Annotated in this window: 16 protein-coding genes; 1 reads left to right on the forward strand and 15 read right to left on the reverse strand. The window is 60.3% G+C overall.

The window, feature by feature from the left end; genetic code table 11:
* Window positions 1-164: 164 nt before the first annotated feature.
* Window positions 165-1,079, reverse strand: coding sequence for a flagellin N-terminal helical domain-containing protein (locus AC13RM_RS25920; RefSeq protein ID WP_113229311.1), 915 nt, complete (start codon window positions 1,077-1,079; stop codon window positions 165-167).
* Window positions 1,080-1,334: 255 nt separating this feature from the next.
* Window positions 1,335-2,249, reverse strand: coding sequence for a flagellin N-terminal helical domain-containing protein (locus AC13RM_RS25925; protein WP_113234034.1), 915 nt, complete (start codon window positions 2,247-2,249; stop codon window positions 1,335-1,337).
* Window positions 2,250-2,581: 332 nt separating this feature from the next.
* On the opposite strand from AC13RM_RS25925, the gene AC13RM_RS25930 reads away from it, so the two are divergent.
* Complete coding sequence (locus tag AC13RM_RS25930; protein WP_285175274.1) at window positions 2,582-4,525, forward strand: O-linked N-acetylglucosamine transferase, SPINDLY family protein; 1,944 nt, start codon at window positions 2,582-2,584, stop codon at window positions 4,523-4,525.
* A 52-nt stretch (window positions 4,526-4,577) separates the two neighbouring features.
* Here the strand turns inward: AC13RM_RS25930 and fliP are convergent, their stop codons facing one another.
* The 13 genes from fliP to flgF all read right to left on the reverse strand — a co-directional run bounded on the left by fliP (window position 4,578) and on the right by flgF (window position 13,671).
* Complete coding sequence (gene fliP / locus AC13RM_RS25935) at window positions 4,578-5,336, reverse strand: flagellar type III secretion system pore protein FliP (RefSeq protein ID WP_285175276.1); 759 nt, start codon at window positions 5,334-5,336, stop codon at window positions 4,578-4,580.
* A complete protein-coding gene (locus tag AC13RM_RS25940; protein WP_285175279.1) occupies window positions 5,333-5,827 on the reverse strand; it encodes a flagellar basal body-associated FliL family protein in 495 nt (164 codons plus the stop codon). Before AC13RM_RS25940 ends, fliP begins: the two co-directional genes overlap by 4 nt.
* 23 nt (window positions 5,828-5,850) lie before the next feature.
* Complete coding sequence (flgH, locus tag AC13RM_RS25945; RefSeq protein WP_113229314.1) at window positions 5,851-6,564, reverse strand: flagellar basal body L-ring protein FlgH; 714 nt, start codon at window positions 6,562-6,564, stop codon at window positions 5,851-5,853.
* Entirely contained in the window at window positions 6,561-7,100 is a 540-nt protein-coding gene (locus AC13RM_RS25950) for a MotE family protein (protein WP_285175281.1), read from the reverse strand. Before AC13RM_RS25950 ends, flgH begins: the two co-directional genes overlap by 4 nt.
* A complete protein-coding gene (locus tag AC13RM_RS25955) occupies window positions 7,097-8,215 on the reverse strand; it encodes a flagellar basal body P-ring protein FlgI (protein WP_113229316.1) in 1,119 nt (372 codons plus the stop codon). Before AC13RM_RS25955 ends, AC13RM_RS25950 begins: the two co-directional genes overlap by 4 nt.
* Complete coding sequence (flgA, locus tag AC13RM_RS25960; RefSeq protein ID WP_374821788.1) at window positions 8,212-8,697, reverse strand: flagellar basal body P-ring formation chaperone FlgA; 486 nt, start codon at window positions 8,695-8,697, stop codon at window positions 8,212-8,214. The genes AC13RM_RS25955 and flgA overlap by 4 nt, the downstream gene beginning before the upstream one ends.
* Window positions 8,698-8,731: 34 nt before the next feature.
* Window positions 8,732-9,520 (reverse strand): flagellar basal-body rod protein FlgG, encoded by a 789-nt coding sequence (gene flgG / locus AC13RM_RS25965; protein WP_113229405.1) that lies wholly within the window; start codon window positions 9,518-9,520, stop codon window positions 8,732-8,734.
* A gap of 96 nt (window positions 9,521-9,616) precedes the next feature.
* Window positions 9,617-9,967, reverse strand: coding sequence for a flagellar hook-basal body complex protein FliE (gene fliE / locus AC13RM_RS25970; protein ID WP_285175286.1), 351 nt, complete (start codon window positions 9,965-9,967; stop codon window positions 9,617-9,619).
* The gene (gene flgC, locus AC13RM_RS25975) at window positions 9,964-10,380 is read right to left on the reverse strand and encodes a flagellar basal body rod protein FlgC (RefSeq protein ID WP_092709099.1); all 417 of its coding nucleotides are present in this window, start codon (window positions 10,378-10,380) and stop codon (window positions 9,964-9,966) included. Before flgC ends, fliE begins: the two co-directional genes overlap by 4 nt.
* 16 nt (window positions 10,381-10,396) lie before the next feature.
* On the reverse strand, window positions 10,397-10,789 hold the full coding sequence (gene flgB / locus AC13RM_RS25980; protein ID WP_113229319.1) for a flagellar basal body rod protein FlgB: 393 nt from the start codon (window positions 10,787-10,789) through the stop codon (window positions 10,397-10,399).
* A 119-nt stretch (window positions 10,790-10,908) separates the two neighbouring features.
* Window positions 10,909-11,454 carry a flagellar protein gene (locus AC13RM_RS25985; RefSeq protein ID WP_374821793.1) on the reverse strand — a complete coding sequence of 182 codons (546 nt, stop codon included), beginning with the start codon at window positions 11,452-11,454 and terminating at the stop codon, window positions 10,909-10,911.
* A gap of 84 nt (window positions 11,455-11,538) precedes the next feature.
* Window positions 11,539-12,924 carry a flagellar protein export ATPase FliI gene (gene fliI / locus AC13RM_RS25990; protein WP_440479570.1) on the reverse strand — a complete coding sequence of 462 codons (1,386 nt, stop codon included), beginning with the start codon at window positions 12,922-12,924 and terminating at the stop codon, window positions 11,539-11,541.
* Window positions 12,925-12,936: 12 nt separating this feature from the next.
* Window positions 12,937-13,671, reverse strand: coding sequence for a flagellar basal-body rod protein FlgF (gene flgF, locus AC13RM_RS25995; protein ID WP_113229321.1), 735 nt, complete (start codon window positions 13,669-13,671; stop codon window positions 12,937-12,939).
* Between the last annotated feature and the right edge of the window lie 155 nt (window positions 13,672-13,826).

The raw sequence follows: 13,826 nt of genomic DNA on the forward strand, positions 1-13,826 counted from the left end.
ACGAGACAAAGTCATAAGACAAGCGGTTTTCCGCCCGGGATTGCGTGAAACCAAAGAGGTAGAGCGGCTGGATTTCCGCGCCAAAACGAAAACCGCGCCTTCCGGAGAAGGCGCGGCAAAGTCGTTTTCCTGTATGGCCAGCCAAGGCGTGCTGGCGCTTCCTATTAACGGAAGAGCGACAGGATCTGCTGGGTCGAGGAGTTGGCGATCGACAGGGACTGAACGGCCAGCTGCTGCTGCGTCTGCAGAGCGGAGAGCTTGCTCGATTCTTCTTCCATGTTGGCGTCAACCAGCTTGCCAACGCCCGACTGGATCGAGTCGGAGAGCGAGGAAGCGAAGGTCGTCTGCAGGTCGATGCGGCTGGAAACCGAACCGAGCTTCGAACCCAGGCTGGTCATGGAGTTCAGAGCGGTCTGAACCATGTTGAGCGCGCTGGAGATCTGACCACCCGTCATGTTGGTGATGTCGAGACTGAAGACCGAAGCGCCGACGGTAGTGTCCTTCGTGCCGAGAATGCCCGAAGCCGTGTCGATCGTGCCGGCTGTATTGGCGCCGAACAGAACGTTGCCGGTTGCGCCGGTGTCGAAAGCGTAAGAGGTCGAGCTGATCGAAACGGTACCGTTGGTGCCGCGGATGAAGGACGATACGACCGAAGCGGAATCGCCGCTCTTGGCCATGACCCAGTTTTCGCCGTTGAACGAAGCCGACTGGGCAACGCTCTGCAGCTGCTGCTGCAGCTGCGAGATTTCTTCCTGGACCGACTTCTTGTCGACCGACGGTTCCATCGCGGTTGCAAGCTTGTCCTTGATCTGGCCGACGATGTCGATGGCGCTGGTGACGGCGGTGGTCGCCGTGTCAACCTTTGCGGCGCCGAGGCCGAGAGCGTCGGAAACGGCGCCGATGGCGCTGTTGTCGGACTTCATGCTGGTGGCGATCGACCAGTAAGCAGCGTTGTCGGAAGCCTTGGAGATGCGCAGACCGGAAGAAACCGCGCTCTGCGTATCCTGCAGGTTCGTGCCGATAGTGCGCAGCGTCTGGAGAGCAGCCATTGCGGCGTTGTTGGTAAGAATGCTCGTCATGATATTTGCCCCTTTGGCAGTGGTTGGATAAGGGACATTCCGGACCTAAAACCGGTAACGGCATTCAGCATCATGCCTGCTAACCAAATTCGTTAAGGTTAACTCGCCGCTTCGATGGTCTTAAGAAACAGCAATATAGTTAAGAAAAGCTGAACTGCGTTTGGCCTAAAAATATAAAAAAAACCGCGCCTTAGGCAGGCGCGGTTAACTTGTTGTTTAGGATTTTCGACCAACGCGCAGCGTTGGCGCTTCCTATTAACGGAAGAGCGACAGGATCGACTGGGTCGAGGAGTTGGCGATCGACAGAGACTGGATGGCCAGCTGCTGCTGCGTCTGCAGAGCGGAGAGCTTGCTCGATTCCTGTTCCATGTCGGCGTCAACCAGCTTGCCAACGCCCGACTGGATCGAGTCGGAGAGCGAGGAAGCGAAGCTCGTCTGCAGGTCGATGCGGCTGGAGATGGAGCCGAGCTTCGAACCCAGGCTGGTCATGGAGTTCAGAGCGGTCTGAACCATGTTGAGCGCGCTGGAAATCTGGCCAGACGTCATCTTGCTGATGTCGAGGCTGAAGACCGACGCGCCGACCGTGGTGTCCTTCGTGCCGAGGATGCCCGAAGCCGTGTCGATCGTGCCGGCTGTATTGGCGCCGAACAGAACGTTGCCGGTTGCGCCGGTGTTGAAGGCGTAAGAGGTCGTGCTGACCGAAACGGTGCCGTTGGTACCGCGGATGAACGAGGAAACAACAGAAGCCGAGCCGTTGTTTGCGGCCATGACCCAGTTTTCGCCGTTGAACGAAGCCGACTGGGCAACGCTCTGCAGCTGCTGCTGCAGCTGGCCGATTTCTTCCTGAACGGAACCCTTGTCAACCGAGCCTTCCATGGCGGTTGCAAGCTTGTCCTTGATCTGGCCGACGATGTCGATCGCACTGGTGACGGCCGTCGATGCGGTGTCAACCTTGGCAGCGCCGAGGCCGAGGGCGTCGGAAACGGCGCCGATGGCGCTGTTGTCGGACTTCATGCTCGTGGCGATCGACCAGTAAGCAGCGTTGTCGGACGCCTTGGAGATGCGCAGGCCGGAAGAAACAGCCTGCTGCGTGTTCTGCAGGTTGCCGCTGATGTTCTGCAGCGTCTGGAGGGCGGCCATTGCGGAATTGTTGGTGATAATGCTGGTCATAGAGTTGTCCCCTGGAAACTGGATACAAAAGGAGGACATACCGGACTGGAAATACCGGCGATGACGGAGCAGCTTCATGCCCCTCGATCCATTTTCCTAGAGGACCAAACCCGTCATGTCGCGAGGAAGGTCGCACCCATTGCTTGCCAATTTCTTAAATCAGAAGCCGGTGGACACCGCCTCTCTGGAACGTGGCTAAGAATCCGTAAAGGCAATTTCGACCGGTGCTTCGGTTTCAGGCAAGCTCCGTGAGGGATCATGAAGCGAATCCATGATGCCGGCCCTCGCCTTTCGGCGGAAGCCAGTCAACATATCGCTCGGAGTTCTCGCTCGTGAATACGAAAAATGCCTTTGTGACAGCGTCCGGCTTCTATCAAAAGGGCCAATATACACGCGCCCTCGAAACGCTGAACGAGCTGCTGAACGTCGACAGGTCGCCCAAGACCTATGCGCTGCTGGCAAAGACGCTGCTGAAACTCGGTTTCCGATCGGATGCCGCGAGCGCCTACGAGCTGGCCGGCCGGCAAAAGCCGCAGCGCGACGACTATCTTCGGGAAGCTCTGCTGCTGCATGGCGATTGCGGCAACGACGATCAGGCTCTCGCGATCGGAAGTCTGATCCTGCCCCTGGCATTCAAGGATCCGGACCTTGCCTTCGTCCTTAGCCGCATCTTCCTCGGCCGCCAGCAAAAAGACCTGCTGACCGGCTTCAAGACGGTGCTCGTCGAAGGGCCGGAACTCAAGCATCGCCAGATGGCCGCAAGGTTGCTGACCGACGATCTCTATGACGAAAGCAACCGGCATATCGTCACGACCCTGTTCAAGAAACATCCCGACCATGTCATTTTCCGCGCGCTCTACCTGATCTTCGCGCGCGAGGTGTCCGATCTGGCCGTCGTCGAAAAACATATGGCACCGGTCATGGCATCGCTTGCACAGGGCAAGCTCGATCATGTCATTCCCGACAATCCCTTCTTCCATCTCCACTGGTGCGGCGACGAGGCGCTTAACAAGCTCGTGGTCCACGACACCGATCCATTGCCGGCGGGCCATGCAGAAGCCCGCCGTAAGCTGCCGCATACATGGGGCGGCAAGATCCGCATCGGCTATCTCTCCTCCGACTTCTGGCCGGGGCATGCGACGATGAAGCTGATGCAGCGCGTCCTCGAGTTGCACGACAAGGATCGGTTCGAAATCACCCTTTTCGACCACTCGGAGGCGGCTCACCAGAAAGAGGAAGCTTTCGACTATTCGGCGCTGGGGACGACGGTCGACATTCGTGGCCTTTCCAACCAGGCCGCAGCAGAAGCGATCCGCGCCCGCGGAATCGACATTCTCGTCGACCTCAAGGGGCATACCAAGGGAAGCCGCGCTTTCATCCTCAACTACATGCCCGCTCCGATCCAGGTCGCCTGGCTGGGCTTTCCCGGCACGACGGTCAACATCGACCTCGATTACATCATCGGCGACCATTACGTCCTGCCGGATCAGTCGAAGGCGCATTTCTACGAAAAGTATTGCCGCCTGCCCGAATGCTACCAGCCGAACGATCCGCTCAACCGCCCGAAGCCGCGGCCGACAACGCGTGCGGAGCACGGGCTGCCCGAGGACGCTTTCGTCTACGCTTCCTTCAACGGCAACCGCAAGATCACGCCGCAGATGGTCGACGTATGGTGCAATATTCTCAAGCGCAGCAAGAACAGCGTGCTCTGGCTGCTGTGCAACGGCCCTCGGGCGGAAGCCAATATCTGGTCGCGCCTCGAAGCCCGCGGCGTCAACCGCAAGCGGGTCGTCTTTACCAGCCGCATTCGCTACGAGGACCATATCGACCGCCAGCAGCTTGCTGACCTCGGCCTCGATACCTTCCCCGTCAACGGCCATACGACGACCTCGGAACAGCTCTGGGGCGGCCTGCCGGTTCTCACCATCAAGGGTACCAATTTCGCTTCGCGCGTGAGCGAAAGCCTACTGAATGCCATCGGCCTGCCGGAACTGGTGGCTGACGACGTCAAGGCCTATGAAGACATGGCGGTGCAGCTCGCCGGCCAGCCGGAGCGGATTGCCCAGTTCAAGGAAACGCTGGCGGCCAATCGCTATATCAAGCCGCTCTTCGATGCCGAACGCTTCACGCATCATCTGGAGAAGGCCTTCGAGATGATGGCGGCACGGGCCAAGCAGGGGCTTGCACCCGATCACATGGATGTGCCAGCACTGCCGGCGCGCTCGGAACCGTTCATGGAAGACGACCAGAACTCGGCGGCAATCGCCGCCGAGTAAGTTTCAGCGATCATCGGCGCGAGAGCTCCGGTGATCGCCTTCCGTCGTAATATCAGTGGAAAGAGCGGACGAGGCTGCCGACCAGAAGGTTCCAGCCGTCGATCAGCACGAAAAAGAGAATCTTGAACGGCAGAGAGATCGAGGTCGGCGGCAGCATCATCATGCCCATCGCCATGACGATGGTCGAAACGATCAGGTCGATGACCAGAAACGGCAGGACCACAAGGAAGCCGATTTCGAAGCCGCGGCGAATTTCCGAGATCATGAAGGCCGGGATGAGGACGCGATAATCGATCTTGTTGTCGATCACGGTCGTCTGTCCGCGTTCCTGCGCGAGATCGACGAAAAGCTTCAGGTCCTTGTCGCGCGTGTTGTTGGACATGAAGGTGCGGAAGGGCTCGGCGATACGCTGCACTGCGTCCGCTTCCGAAATCTGATTGGCGAGCAGCGGCTGCACGCCATCCTTCCAGGCCTGATCGAAGGTCGGCGACATGACGTAGAAGGTCATGAAAAGGGCAAGGCTCAGCAGGATCATGTTCGACGGCGTCGTCGCAAGACCCATGCCGGTGCGCAGGATCGAAAACGCGATGATGAAGCGCGGAAAGCTCGTCACCATGATCAGGATACCCGGCGCGATCGACAGGATCGTCAGGAGCCCGAAGGTACGGATGATCCAGGCGGCAACCGAGCCGTTGACCGGCGCGTTCAGCAGATCGGTGGGAAGCTGTTGCGACAATTGCTGCGCCGCCGCCAGCTCAGGCGACAATGCTGCAATGACGAATATGAACAGGGCAAGTGCTAATCGACTCATTCGATCACGAAAGTTCTGAAGATAACTTTCGATACCCGTCCTTCGGAGCGCAGGTCAACACGCTCCTGAATGTCATCCCGAAGATATTGCAGGCCGCGGGCACCTTCGATCTGCTGCAGGGAAACCGTGCGGATGTAAGCAAGGATATCCTGATGGACTGCCTGGGCGAGCTGCGCGTCCGGCGGCCCCTTGAAAACCAGCGCCAGCTCCAGCCTGATCCAACTCTGCGAGGGATAAGCGAGATTGGTGGTGATCGGATCGAGCGCAATGATGCCGTTTGCCTGGGCGGCTGCCGCAGCCTGCTTGCTGTCGCCGCCGGCCATTGCAATCGCCTGCACGGCAGCGGTGGCCTCCTTGATCCGCGGCGCCACCATGGTTCCCAGTACCCAGCCGCCGCCGCCGCCGAGCGCGGTCAGCACCAGTAGCCCGACGATCATCATGATCATCGGCGATCCCTTGCCCTTTGCCGGTTCGTCCGAGGCTGCTGCCATATCCCTATCCGTTCACTGTCAAATCAGAGCGGCGAGAGCAGGTCGACGGCCTGCTGCCCCCTCGGCGGCTGCTGTATTTCCGTCAAGCGGCCACGGCCGCCATAGGAGATGCGGGCCTCGGCGATCTTGTCGTAGGAAATGGTGTTGTCGGAGGTGACGTCCTGCGGCCGGACGATGCCGGCGACGTTGAGAATGCGGATTTCCTGGTTCATGCGCACTTCCTGCGAACCGCTGATCATCAGGTTGCCGTTTTCGAGAATGCCCGTCACGACAGCTGCGACCAGAAGGTTGATCTGCTCGGAGCGCTGCATCTTGCCCTTGCTATCCGTGCTGGTGTCGGAGCCCGAAGTCGCGTCGGCATTGGTGCTTGGCTGCCAGCCGAAGATCTTGGCGGTAATGTTCCAGTTCATATCGCTTTTGTTCGTGCGATTGCGATTGGTCTCGTTGTCCCAATTCGCCTTGTCGTTGATCTGAATCGTAACGGTCAGGATGTCGCCGACATTGAGCGCGCGCGCATCCTTGAAGAGGGCGGCCTGCGAATCGTTCCAGAGCGAATAGCCCTGCGCGACCTGATGAGGCCGCTTCGGATACTGCGACATCTGCGGCGTCTGCGCATATTGCAGGCCGCTGCCGATCGGACTCATGGCAGGCGCCCTGCCGATTTCCTTGAGGGCCTGCGACTGGCAACCGGCGAGGAAGACGACGATTGCGCAGGCGGCCGTAAGACGCGTGTTCATGAGGGGTCCTTCGACTTCGATGTATTCGGGTCGGATGCGCTGGCGATGATATTGGTGATGACGGCTGCCTTCTTCGCATCCATTTCCGCGAGGATCAGGCTCGACTGACGCGCGGAAAGCTTCATAATGATGGCCGCTGCGACAACTGTCCTCACATCGTTGAGGCTGGCAGCCGCCGCATCCGGCTTCATGTTCTTGTAGATATCGACCAGGCCGAGATCCGCTGTCTTGAGAAAGTCGTCGCGCTTTTTCAGCCAGTCCTCGTATTCGGCCTTGCGCTTGTCCATGGTGGCGATGCGCTGATCGACATCGGCCTGCAGCTTTTCCAGCTCCTGCTTCTGCAGCAGGTAGCGCTGATCACGGGCGGGATCGGCAATGTTGGTGCAGAACTGACGAATCTCGTCCTGGCTGGAGGCCGGATCGGTAACCGGCTTCGGGGCTTCCTGCGCCAAAGCCGTACCAAGCGACAAGAGCAAGATGCCCGCCGCAAGACTGCAGGCAATCAGCGCATTTCTTGCGATAGTGGTCAATATCATTGCAATACGAGCTCCGCTTGCAGCGCGCCGGCCGACTTGATGCCTTGCAGGATGGCGATGATGCCGTCCGGCTTGACGCCGATATTGTTGAGACCGGAGACCAGCGTCTTCAGGTCAGGCCCTTCCAGCACCGCCACGCGGCCGCCGCTCTTGGTGGCGGTGATATCGGTCTGATCCTGGATCGCCGTCTGGCCATCGGAGAAGGGTTCCGGCTGGATTACCTGCGGGTTCTCGCTCACCTGCACGGTCAGCGTTCCGTAGCTGACGGCGACCGGCGAGACGCGGACATCGGCGCCGATGACGATCGTTCCGGTGCGCTCGTTGATGACGACCTTGGCCGGCGTATCGGTCTGGACGTTGAGATTTTCGATGTCGGCCATCAGCCGCGTCAGGTCCGCCATCTTCGGCTTGGCGATCGTCACCTCCTGCGAATCCTTGGCTTCCGCGATCGGCGCACCGAAACGCGAGGTCGCCCAGGTATTGACCGTGTCGGCGATGCGAATTGAAGTGGAAAAGTCCGGATTGCGCAGCTGCAGGACCAGATTGACGGAATCCTTGAAGCGCGACGGCAGTTCGCGCTCGATGATGGCGCCGCCGGGCACGCGGCCGGCTGTCGTGACACCTTCGGTCACCGTGGCAGCGGCGCCCTGCGCCTGGAAGCCGGATACGATGACCGAGCCCTGCGCCACGGCATAGATCTGCCCGTCGGCGCCGCTGAGCGAAGTCATGATCAGCGTACCGCCGCGAAGCGACGTCGCATCGCCGAGCGAGCTGACCGTCACGTCGATGCGGCTGCCCGGGCTTGCAAAGGGCGGCAGGTTCGCCGTCACCATGACGGCGGCGGTGTTCTTGGCGGCGGATTGGCCGCCCTGCGTCGAGATGCCGAGGTTCTGCAGCATCGCGCGCATGGACTGCTCGGTAAAGGGCGAGGAACGCAGACCGTCGCCGGTCCCCTGGAGACCGACGATCAGGCCGTAGCCGATCAGCTGGTTGTCGCGGCCGGATTGCAGCGACGCGATGTCCTTGATGCGCGATTGCATCGCGAGAGCCGGATCGGCGACGATCAGGCTCGGCAATGCGAACAGGATTGCGAGTAGTTGACGAAGCCGTTTCATTTCGCGACCACGCGGATCGTGCCGTTTTGGAGGACCGTGCCGTTGACGATGATGCCGGAGTCCATATTGCGGGCGCGGACATTGTCGCCGACGGCGCCATCATCCAGCGGCGTGCCGGCTGCCGTGATCGTCATGCTGCCCATGCTCATCACCAGACGGACGTTGGAGCCGCGCGTTACCGCATAGGGCTGGCGCAGCGCGGAGATGGAGATGGTGCGGCCGGGAAGAAGCGTACGCTTTGACACCAGACCGGTGACCTCGCGGAGCCGCTTGGCATAGTCGCCACTCAGATTTGGATTGGTGACCTCGACCTCTTCGAGCTGGCCGCTGCTGATGATATCGCCCGGATAGATCGTCTCGGTCGGCACCACGGCGGTTCCGAAGCTGGAGCCGTCGGCGCTCATTGCGCCGGCCGGCGCAGCCGACGCGAATACGACGGAGAGGCTCGCTGCGGCGAACCATGCCATTGCCAAGCTTTTCATCCGGCGAAACCTCATGTTCGGCCCGTCCCTCTTGCTACTTCAGGTTCTTGCTGACGATCTGCGCCATTTCGTCGGCCGTCGTGATGACCTTCGAATTCATCTCGTAGGCGCGCTGCGCGGTGATCAGATCTGTGATTTCCTTGACCGGATCGACATTCGACGATTCCAGATAATTCTGCTTCAGATAGGCGAAGCCGTTCTGGTTCGGATCGGAAACGACGGGATCGCCCGAGGCAGGCGTCTGCGTGAAGAGGTTGCTGCCCATCGGCTGCAGGCCGGCTTCATTGACGAAATTGGCGATCTGTAGCTGGCCGAGCACCGTCGGCGTGGTCGCCGTACCGATGATCGCCGACACCTGGCCGGACTGGCTGATGGCGAGGCTGCTGGCATTGTTCGGGATCGTGATGCCCGGCTCCAACACGTTGCCATCAGGCGTGACGATCTGGCCGGTGTCACTCTTGTTGAAGGAACCGGCGCGGGTGTATGCGGTCGTGCCATCGGGCATCTTGATCTGGAACCAGCCGCGACCGACGAGCGCCACGTCGAGCTCGTTCTGGGTCTGCGACAGCTCGCCCTGGACCTGGATATTGCGCACGGCTACGGTCTGAACGCCAAGGCCGATGTTGGCGCCTTCCGGCACGACTGCCTGGTTCGGCCTGTTGGCGATGCCCTTGGCGCGCTCGGTCTGGTAGAGAAGGTCGGAGAACTCGGCGCGCGAGCGCTTGTAACCCGTCGTATTGATGTTCGCGATGTTGTTCGCGATCACTTCGAGATTGGTCTGCTGGGCGTCCATGCCCGTCGCGGCAATTGCGAGCGCTCTCATGCTTTCGTCCTTCGAGCCAGGGCGGACCTTCGAAACCGCGAAGCGGCTTGCGAACAACTCACGCCAAATCAATTAATTAGAGCGGGAAACCCCGCGCTAGATCTGCATCTTCGTAATATCGAGGAACGCCGAGACCACCTTGTCGCGCAGTGCGATCGCGGTCTGCAGGGTCTGATCGGCCTGCATGACCTTATCGACGACTTCGCGGGTACTCATCGTGCCCTTGATGCCGGCGAAGGAGGCGTTTTCAGCGTCCTTCAGCGAGTTGATGGAATCCTTCGCGACATTCGACATGACCGAGGCGAAGCTCATTCCTGCATCGACGCCCGCGGCAACGGCCGGCGAGGCATTCAGAGCGCTGGAAGCGGCGGAGGTCAGATCCGTGGCGATGCTGCCAAGGCCGCGGGTCGCCGAAAGAGAGGCTATATTCTTAACCGAGTCGATCATTGGTTCTTCAGCAGATCAATAGTGGAGGAGATGAGATCACGGGCCTGTCTGACCGTCTGCAGATTGGCCTCGTATGAACGATTGGCCTCCCGCATGTCGGCCATCTCGACGAGGATGTTGACGTTGGGCATCTTGACGTAGCCCTTCTGGTCGGCCGCCGGATTACTGGGATCGTATTCTTCGACGAATTTGCCCGTGTCCTGGCCCAGTTTCTTGACGCCGACCGTGGTCAGGCCATTGGCGCGATCCATTTCGGCACCGAACGTTACGGTCTTGCGTCGATAGGGATCGGCACCGGGCGTATCGCCCGTCGAGCGGGCGTTGGCGATATTTTCGGAGACAATACGCAGACGAGTCGATTGAGCCTCCAGGCCGGAGCCCGCAATCTTCAATGCGGCTGATAAAGGGTCCATGACATCTTCACTTCATCTATTGTTTTACGGTCATCAACATCATGCGATGAAAGGAGCCGACGAGAGCGGTGTTCAAGCTGTACTGGCGCTTGATGTCACCGGCCTTGGCGAGCTCGTCTTCCAGGCCGACGGTGTTACCCGACTCCTGGACACCAATTTCCTGATTGAGCGGCGCTTCCTCTACGTTGACGTTGCCGCTCGTGCTGAATTCGCTGCCCGAAAGATGCGCGGGATTGGTCCGGACCATACCGACGTTCTGGTTGTCCAGAACGGCCTGGAATGGCGTGACATCCTTGGCGTGAAACTTCGGCGTATTGGCATTGGCGATATTGCCGGCAACAACCTGCTGACGTACCTGGAGCCACTCGGCTTGCCGCGAGGCCAGGTCAAAGAGCTGAATGGGTTGCATGGGCTTCTCTCCGTTCTTACACTGTGAATCTAGCGGGATAATCTTGCGTGGGACTTGCGAGAAATGCGTTCCTGTAAAGTCTTCGAAGTGCCTGAAATCGGGGCGATTCCGGGTTTTCCTCAATTGTTGCCATAGACATCGCCCGTCGAGGTGACGATGACCCATTTTCCCTCTCGCTGTTCGATTGAGGCCAACCGACTGTTGTCAGGCAAAACAGATCCGACTCGCACGACATACATGCCGGTGTCGTCCTCGATCAGCGCGCGGCCATTGGCGACATGCAGCAGCTGGAAGGCAGACTTGCCGGGAAACGGCTGCTGATCGGCCGGCTGCCCCTTGTCGTCCTCACGGCCGGCATTGCTGACCGTCGCCGTCGTCAACGGATCGGGAATCAACTCTTTCGGCTGGTCAGGATTCTTGTTGACCATGGCGAGCGGCGACACGCTGACGATCGCGCGGCCAGGCCAGTTCGGCAAATCGCGGGTGCGATCGCCTTCGGCCACCTGAATGCCGAACTTGTCCGGGTTCAGAAAGACGTACCAGGGGAAGAAGGCAGAGGCGCCGGCAAGCGCCAGTCCCGTAAAGGCCAGAGCCTTGTCCGCAACGGTTCGCCTTCTCGCCGATTTCGGCGGGGCGACCGGTTCGTCAGCGTCGGATTCTTTCACTTCTGGCCCCTTTTTCGGCATGACATTCGGCGATATCCGGCAGGCTGCGGACAAGGAAAATCGAGGTAGTGCTGTGCATGACCATCACTTGGCTCTGGCGGGAACACCGCTCGAAGCGTTTCTGAGGGCCGTCGCAAGATCGGTGAACGCATCCGCCGACGGCTCTTCGCCCGGCGTCTGCTTCAGTATATCGTATATGATCGGCACCTGACGCACGGCGATGTCGAGATCGGCGTCGCTGCCCTGGCGATAGCCGCCGATCAGGCGCAGATCGCGCGTTTCCTCGTAGCGGTGCACCAGCGCCTTCAGGCGAGAAACCAGCTTTTCCTGATCCGAGGTCCAGGCCTTGCGGGCAAGACGCGACACGGATGCCAGCGGATCGATCGGCGGATAGCGCCCCTCTTCGGCAAGGCTGCGCTGCAGCACGATGTGACCGTCGAGAATGCCACGGGTGGAATCGGCGATCGGATCGTTATGGTTGTCGCCATCGACCAGGATGGAAATGATGGCGGTGATGGTGCCGGTGCCTTCCGGTCCGGGGCCTGCCCGCTCGAGAAGGCGCGGCAATTCGGTGAAGACCGAAGCCGGATAGCCGCGTGCGATCGGCGGCTCGCCGGAGGCGGTCGCCACTTCGCGGATGGCATGGGCAAAACGGGTGACGCTATCGACGATCAGAAGAACGTTATCGCCCTTGTCACGGAAATGTTCCGCGATGGTGATGGCCGAAAGCGGCGCCATCTTGCGCAGCATCGGGCTCTCGTCGCTGGTCGCAACGACAGCGACCGATTTCTGCATGTGGGAACCCAGCGTATCCTCGATGAATTCGCGCACTTCACGGCCGCGTTCGCCGACGAGCGCGATCACCACCTTGTCGAAGGCTTCGGCTCTGGCCAGCATCGACAGCAGCGTCGACTTGCCGACGCCGGAGCCGGCGAAGATGCCGAGGCGCTGACCAAGGCAGAGCGGTGAGAAGATATCGATGGCACGGACGCCGGTCTTGAAACCGGTTTCGACGCGCTTGCGCGTCATCGACGGCGGGGCCGTGTTGGAGATCGAACGTGCTTCGAGACCCACAGTCAGCGGCCCCAGCCCATCGATCGGCTCGCCGAGCGAGTTGATCGTGCGGCCGCACCAGCTGTCATCGGGCGCGATGCGGAAGGCACCTTTACGGATGATGGTGTCCTGGATACCGATCGGTTCGCCCGGCTCGATCGGACAGACATAGGTGAGATCAGGTTCGACGCGAACGACTTCGCCGAGGTGGACGCCCGTCGGCGATCGATGCGCGACGAAATCGCCGAGGCGCACCTGCCTGGAAAGGCCGGCAACCGTATAGTGTCCGGCAGCGATGGTGCGCACATGACCGCCATGGGCCACGGCATTCTCCGCCATCGCATACTGGCCCGCCAGTACGGCCATATGCGAAAGCTTCAGCGACACCGCGCCCTCCGGCAACCGATCCTCGACCATGACAAGTCCTCTTTACTGGCTACCGCCGAGGGTCTTGATGGCGTCGGTAAGCGTGCCTTCACTGCTGCTGGTGAGCGTGCTGATATTGTCGAAGGCGCGGCTGACCTCGATCAGATTGGTCATTTCCCGCATGCCGTTGACGTTGGAGTTTTCGAGATAACCCTGTGCAATGCCGATATTCGAGCGGTCGATGACAGGCTGTGGCGTATCGGTCGGCAGGATGCCGCTGTTTTCGTAGCGCAGGAAGCCCTTGCTGACGTCGGCGCTATAAAGGCCGATCTGACCCATGCTGCGGCCATTCTGCGTGATCGTGCCGTTCGACGCGACGCTCGGCGGACCGCCAGCGGGGTCGAGCTGGATCGGCGCACCGCCAGGATCGAGGACCGGGAAGCCACGCGTGGAAACCAGCGCGCCGCTTTCGGTCATGGTGAAGCGGCCGTCGCGGCTCAACACCAGGCCGGCCGGCGTGTTCATGCCGAAATAGGCGTCGCCCTTGACGGCGAAATCGAAGAGATTGCCGGTGTTCTGAAGTTCGCCATTGTCGGTGGAGAGATAATCGTTGCCCTGCGAGACGAAGGCGACCTTGGCGTTGAGCTTGTTTTGCGTATTGCTGAGGACCTGATCGAACTTGACCTCGGTACCACGGAAACCCGTCGTATTCACGTTGGCCAAATTGTCGGCGATCGTCGTCAGACGCCGCTCGAGCGCCATCTGGGACGACAGCGCGACATAAATACCAGACTGCATTTTCAACGCCCTCCGGACATTGGAGAATAACGGGAAAGGAAACGCCGCCGGCGCTCCTACATTTCGTTAGCGGGGCATGGATGCCCTTACCCGCCATCCTGCAGGGCTTGGCTTGTGCGAAGCTGACAAGGCAAAAAGGATGTTCAGAGGCCCAT

Source organism: Martinezella sp. CNPSo 3732 (genome assembly GCF_057784515.1).

Excerpts from the sequence above, each read along its gene's own strand:
- AC13RM_RS25920 (WP_113229311.1), bottom strand. The coding sequence starts at position 1,079 with ATGACGAGCATTCTTACCAACAACGCCGCAATGGCTGCTCTCCAGACG.
- AC13RM_RS25925 (WP_113234034.1), bottom strand. The coding sequence starts at position 2,249 with ATGACCAGCATTATCACCAACAATTCCGCAATGGCCGCCCTCCAGACG.
- fliP (WP_285175276.1), bottom strand. The coding sequence starts at position 5,336 with ATGAGTCGATTAGCACTTGCCCTGTTCATATTCGTCATTGCAGCATTG.
- AC13RM_RS25940 (WP_285175279.1), bottom strand. The coding sequence starts at position 5,827 with ATGGCAGCAGCCTCGGACGAACCGGCAAAGGGCAAGGGATCGCCGATG.
- flgH (WP_113229314.1), bottom strand. The coding sequence starts at position 6,564 with ATGAACACGCGTCTTACGGCCGCCTGCGCAATCGTCGTCTTCCTCGCC.
- AC13RM_RS25950 (WP_285175281.1), bottom strand. The coding sequence starts at position 7,100 with ATGATATTGACCACTATCGCAAGAAATGCGCTGATTGCCTGCAGTCTT.
- AC13RM_RS25955 (WP_113229316.1), bottom strand. The coding sequence starts at position 8,215 with ATGAAACGGCTTCGTCAACTACTCGCAATCCTGTTCGCATTGCCGAGC.
- flgA (WP_374821788.1), bottom strand. The coding sequence starts at position 8,697 with ATGAAAAGCTTGGCAATGGCATGGTTCGCCGCAGCGAGCCTCTCCGTC.
- flgG (WP_113229405.1), bottom strand. The coding sequence starts at position 9,520 with ATGAGAGCGCTCGCAATTGCCGCGACGGGCATGGACGCCCAGCAGACC.
- fliE (WP_285175286.1), bottom strand. The coding sequence starts at position 9,967 with ATGATCGACTCGGTTAAGAATATAGCCTCTCTTTCGGCGACCCGCGGC.
- flgC (WP_092709099.1), bottom strand. The coding sequence starts at position 10,380 with ATGGACCCTTTATCAGCCGCATTGAAGATTGCGGGCTCCGGCCTGGAG.
- flgB (WP_113229319.1), bottom strand. The coding sequence starts at position 10,789 with ATGCAACCCATTCAGCTCTTTGACCTGGCCTCGCGGCAAGCCGAGTGG.
- fliI (WP_440479570.1), bottom strand. The coding sequence starts at position 12,924 with ATGGTCGAGGATCGGTTGCCGGAGGGCGCGGTGTCGCTGAAGCTTTCG.
- flgF (WP_113229321.1), bottom strand. The coding sequence starts at position 13,671 with ATGCAGTCTGGTATTTATGTCGCGCTGTCGTCCCAGATGGCGCTCGAG.